6 protein-coding genes and 1 tRNA gene are annotated in these 4,468 nt (G+C 40.5%); all 7 read right to left on the reverse strand.

All coding sequences use genetic code 11. The features are described from left to right. Positions 1-232: 232 nt before the first annotated feature. The 7 genes from CP355_RS09420 to CP355_RS09445 all read right to left on the reverse strand — a co-directional run bounded on the left by CP355_RS09420 (position 233) and on the right by CP355_RS09445 (position 4,402). Complete coding sequence (locus tag CP355_RS09420; protein ID WP_025006440.1) at positions 233-601, reverse strand: DUF956 family protein; 369 nt, start codon at positions 599-601, stop codon at positions 233-235. A 3-nt stretch (positions 602-604) separates the two neighbouring features. Then, positions 605-1,525, reverse strand: coding sequence for a PTS system mannose/fructose/sorbose family transporter subunit IID (locus CP355_RS09425; protein ID WP_098044409.1), 921 nt, complete (start codon positions 1,523-1,525; stop codon positions 605-607). Positions 1,526-1,553: 28 nt separating this feature from the next. After that, positions 1,554-2,366 carry a PTS mannose/fructose/sorbose transporter subunit IIC gene (locus CP355_RS09430; RefSeq protein WP_025006442.1) on the reverse strand — a complete coding sequence of 271 codons (813 nt, stop codon included), beginning with the start codon at positions 2,364-2,366 and terminating at the stop codon, positions 1,554-1,556. Between the two features lie 18 nt (positions 2,367-2,384). Then, positions 2,385-3,395, reverse strand: a complete 1,011-nt coding sequence (locus tag CP355_RS09435; RefSeq protein WP_087301146.1) for a PTS sugar transporter subunit IIB — start codon at positions 3,393-3,395, stop codon at positions 2,385-2,387. Between the two features lie 208 nt (positions 3,396-3,603). Continuing rightward, the gene (locus tag CP355_RS10660; RefSeq protein ID WP_233185822.1) at positions 3,604-3,876 is read right to left on the reverse strand and encodes a GH36 C-terminal domain-containing protein; all 273 of its coding nucleotides are present in this window, start codon (positions 3,874-3,876) and stop codon (positions 3,604-3,606) included. After that, positions 3,873-4,262, reverse strand: coding sequence for an alpha-galactosidase (locus tag CP355_RS10665; protein ID WP_233187032.1), 390 nt, complete (start codon positions 4,260-4,262; stop codon positions 3,873-3,875). Before CP355_RS10665 ends, CP355_RS10660 begins: the two co-directional genes overlap by 4 nt. A 67-nt stretch (positions 4,263-4,329) precedes the next feature. After that, positions 4,330-4,402 (reverse strand) — tRNA-Asn (locus CP355_RS09445). Between the last annotated feature and the right edge of the window lie 66 nt (positions 4,403-4,468).

A 4,468-nucleotide genomic window follows, 5' to 3' on the forward strand; every position in this document is an offset into this window, starting at 1 on the left:
ACCCGTGGTCTAGACTTTCACTAGACTAGATGAAATGTCATGCCCGACACACAAGAAAAAGCATCAAGCTGGTACATAGCAGCTTGATGCTTAATCCAATTATTAAATTATAGTTGACTTCTATCAACACGATTTGACAGAGAGCCAATTATTCTTAAATAGATTGCAAGCTTCTATTGCTGATGACTAAAAAAATCCCAAGGCCATTCGACCTTGGGATTTTTAGTTTGCTTTATTTTTTCTTACGAGTAAAACGTTGCTTAATTTGTTGCCACATACTTAATGCTTTACGCATATGGTCAGCAGGTACATATTTTCTTATTGCACGCAATACCTTTTTAGGATCACGCGCAGCGAAGATAAATTTACCATTAGATTTAGTTCTAATTTCAAAACGTGGAATATAACGTCCATTAAAATGAACATCCGCAACTACATAAGTTACTTCTTTCCATGGAATTTGAACATAGTCTTCAACGTTTCGCTCATTATAAAATTCAAAAGCTTTATCGCCGATCATAATTTTTCCATAGGATGCAATACCTCTAAACCAGGTACCATCAACGGTCAGATCGACTCTTGTGTTAATTGATTTAGCCATTTATTAAAGAATGCCCCATACGTGGAAGAGAACACCGACAACGAAGATACCGATGATAATCCAGATTGGTGAAACCTTCTTCTTCAATAACCACATACAGAAGAATGTCAAAAGAAGACCAGCTAAACCTGGAATCAATGAGTCCAAGTTGTCTTGCAAAGTAGTAACTTTAGTACTGCTCAAAGCTTTACCATTACCCATGTTCCATTGCGTAAGAGCTTCTTGAATACCTTTAGCACCTGATGGAAGCTTGTCCCATTCGATGTAACCACCCTTTTGGATAGGGGTTTGTGAAACGATTGGAGTAAATTTGATGTTTACCCAACGTTCAATCAAGGCACCCAAAACGAACATACCCATCATTGAAGCACCACGGGTAACTTTTTGAAGCATACCACCTGACATGTCGTTAGTGATAGCTGAACCAGCGCTGTAACCAAATTCTTGTGTGTACCATAAGAAGGCAATTCTGATGATGTTCCAGATAACGAAGAACAAGATAGGTCCCATGATATTACCTGAAATGGCCATTGATGCACCTAAGGCACCAACAATTGGACGAACAGTGTACCAGAATACAGGGTCACCAACACCGGCCAAAGGTCCCATCATACCAACCTTAACACCTTGGATAGCGTCGTCAGTAACAGGAGCACCGTTAGCTTTATCTTCTTCCAAAGCCAAGGTAACACCAAGTACGGGTGAAGCTAAGTATGGGTGAGTGTTAAAGAATACCAAGTGTCTTTGTAAAGCAGCAGACAAATCTTTCTTGTCTGGGTATAACTTTCTCAATGCAGGAATCATTGAGTATGCGTAACCACCGTTCTGCATTCTTTCGTAGTTCCATGAACCTTGAAGGAATTGTGAGTGCCACATAACGTTAAAACGGTCACGTTTGGTTAATTTAATTTTCTTATCAGCCATTATTTAAATCCTCCTCTATGCGTTCATTTTAATAATCATCAATGATATCGCCGAGTGGATCGCCGGTACCGGCATCGCCAGAGTTGTTTGAACCTGAGCCGTTGCCACCCTTAGCTTCAAGAGCTAAGTACATCAAAGCCATTGAAAGACCGATAGCACCAAGGGCGATCAAAGTTAAGTCCTTGATAGCAGCTAAAGCGAAACCAATTGCGAAGAATGGCCATACTTCTTTACTTGCCATCATGTTGATAACCATAGCGTAACCTACAGCAACAACCATACCACCACCGATGGTCATACCAGCTGATAACCATTGAGGCATCATTGCAAGCCAACCTCTAACAGTGCTTGCTGGGATAGCCAAAAGTAATGCGGCTGGGATAGCGATTCTCAAACCTTGCAAACATACAGCAATCCATTGCCATACGTTGATCATACGCCAGTTACCCTTCTTAGCTTGTGCGTCCATGATGTGAACGATAGCAGTTGAGATAGTACGTACGATCATAGTTAAGAACAAACCAGCAACAGCCAAAGGAATAGCGATACCAGTAGCAGTACCGATACCAGCAGTACCTTGACCACCTTCAACCAAGATAATAGCTGAAGCTACTGAAGCCAAAGCGGCATCTGGTGCAACAGCGGCACCAATGTTTGCCCAACCTAAGGCGATCATTTGTAATTGACCACCCAAAATAACACCTAAGTCCAGGTGACCGGTAACTAAACCGATCAAAGTACATGCAACTAATGGTTGGTGGAATTGCCATTCATCCAAGATACCTTCCATACCTGCAAGAAAGGCAACACCCACTACCAAAATCATTTGTATAGCGTTCATTTATTTACTCCTAATTAATTATTTCTTTTGTTCGTCAAGTAAGGTTTGAGCCTTCTTCAAGATAGAATCCATGTTACCTGGAGCATCTGAAGGAACCTTTCTAACATCAAACTTAACGCCCATCTTTTCAAGTTCACGGAAAGTATCAACGTCTTCTTGGTTCATTGACAACACGTTGTTGGCGTTAACGTCGCCTTCCTTGTATGACATTGAACCAACGTTGATATCCTTAAGATTAATACCGCCCTTGATAGCTCTCAAAACATCTTCTGGATTTTCAAACAAAAGAAGTGCGTGTGTGTTACCAAATCTTGGATCCTTTGCGATTTCTTCCATCTTCTTAAGTGGAACAGTGTGAGCTTTAACACCTGCAGGTGCAGCTTCACGAATCATACTCTTACGCAAGTCATCCTTAGCAACACTGTCTGAAACAACAATTACTCGATCTGGCTTCATTGCTGGAATCCAACCAGTAGCAACCTGACCGTGAAGTAAACGTGAGTCGATTCTTGCCAAAACGTACTTAATGTGACCGTCACCAATTACAGTACCTTCTGGAATTGACTTCTTACCGCCCTTAGCTGAACCCTTGTCAGCGGCTGCTGCAGGAGCAGCGGTCTTTGGCATTAAGTCAGATGGCTTAGTCTTGATACCATCCTTAGCAGGTTCAACTACCTTTGTAGCGATTTGACGTGCAGTAGCATTAGCATCCATCATTCTTTCAGTTAATGCTTGTACAACCATTGGTAAATTCATACCAGCTACAATTGCCCATTTATCATGCTTTTCAGCAAGACCATTTGCTTGGTTAAATGGTGTACCACCCCACAGGTCAACCAAGAATAGAACTTCATCTTGGTTTTCAAATGAAGCAATTGCTTTTTCCATTTTGCCACGAATGTCATCTGGGCCTTCACTAGGCTTTAAGATAACATGGGCAAAATCTTTTTGTTCACCGAAAAGCATTTGCGCAGATTGTGCAATACCATCGGCAAAACCACCATGGCTGGCTAAAACAATTCCTACCATGTAATTTCCTCCTCTAGATCAAAAAAATGAATCCGCTTTTATTATACGATAAATGCTTTCTTTTACAAAGGAATTTTCGAAAATAATTTCAGTTAGAGAAAATAATTTCCAATTTCTAAACTCCCTGTCCCGCTAGCTAAGTGGAAAAATAAAAAGCAATTTGACATTACTGCAAATTTGCTTTTAGGTGAATTTTATTTCTAAAAAATTAATCAACCGCGACAAAATATTTTACTTCTGCGGCGAAATCCTGTTTCATAACAGAATCATAGTAACCAACTTCCATTAGTTCATCCCCACCATAAATTTGACCCGTATTTTCATCACGGTAATCGAGATCAGGATTTAAGCCATATAACTTTGTCTGAGTAAATACCGGCTGAACCTGCGACATAATATTGAAATTCATTACTAAAACTTCTTTTTGATCTTTAGAAACGAAGTTCCATGCTGCCTGGTTGCTGCTAAATGGTGATTTCAAGCGATAAAAATCGCGAATTGAATTAAATGACGCAATTTTTTATAATCATTAATTTCTTTCTCTATCTCTAAAGAATCCTCAGATGATAACTTGGTCAAATCCAATTCATAACCTAAATCACCACTCATCGCAACGGCATAACGCGTTGCAAGTGAAGTATAACGACCATTTTGTTCATTAGGACTCACAGATACATAAGCACCCATCATATTAACCGGATAAACCAAGCTGGTACCATATTGAATTTTCATTCGATCAACCGCATCTGTATCATCGCTCGTCCAAATCTGAGGCATGTAATAGGCCATGCCTGCATCAAAACGGCCACCGCCACTAGAGCGAGCTTCAAATAAAATATCGGGATAAGCAGACACCAATTTTTCCATCAAATCATATAGACCTAAAACATATTAAACAAAAAAGAAGGAAGCTAGGCTTCCTTCTCTCTCCTTACTCCGGCTGTCAGACTCGAACTGACGACATCTTGATTAACAGTCAAGCGCTCTACCAACTGAGCTAAGCCGGAATATTAAAAAAGAGCACGGCAGCTTCCTTTCCTCGCAGGCAGTTGCCCACCAACTACTTTCGGCGT

The organism is Lactobacillus sp. UMNPBX4 (assembly GCF_002554115.1).
GTDB lineage: Bacteria > Bacillota > Bacilli > Lactobacillales > Lactobacillaceae > Lactobacillus > Lactobacillus gallinarum.

What these genes read in the sequence shown, in the direction of transcription:
- CP355_RS09420 (WP_025006440.1), bottom strand. Translation starts at nt 601, where the DNA reads ATGGCTAAATCAATTAACACAAGAGTCGATCTGACCGTTGATGGTACC.
- CP355_RS09425 (WP_098044409.1), bottom strand. Translation starts at nt 1,525, where the DNA reads ATGGCTGATAAGAAAATTAAATTAACCAAACGTGACCGTTTTAACGTT.
- CP355_RS10665 (WP_233187032.1), bottom strand. Translation starts at nt 4,262, where the DNA reads ATGGAAAAATTGGTGTCTGCTTATCCCGATATTTTATTTGAAGCTCGC.
- CP355_RS09430 (WP_025006442.1), bottom strand. Translation starts at nt 2,366, where the DNA reads ATGAACGCTATACAAATGATTTTGGTAGTGGGTGTTGCCTTTCTTGCA.
- CP355_RS09435 (WP_087301146.1), bottom strand. Translation starts at nt 3,395, where the DNA reads ATGGTAGGAATTGTTTTAGCCAGCCATGGTGGTTTTGCCGATGGTATT.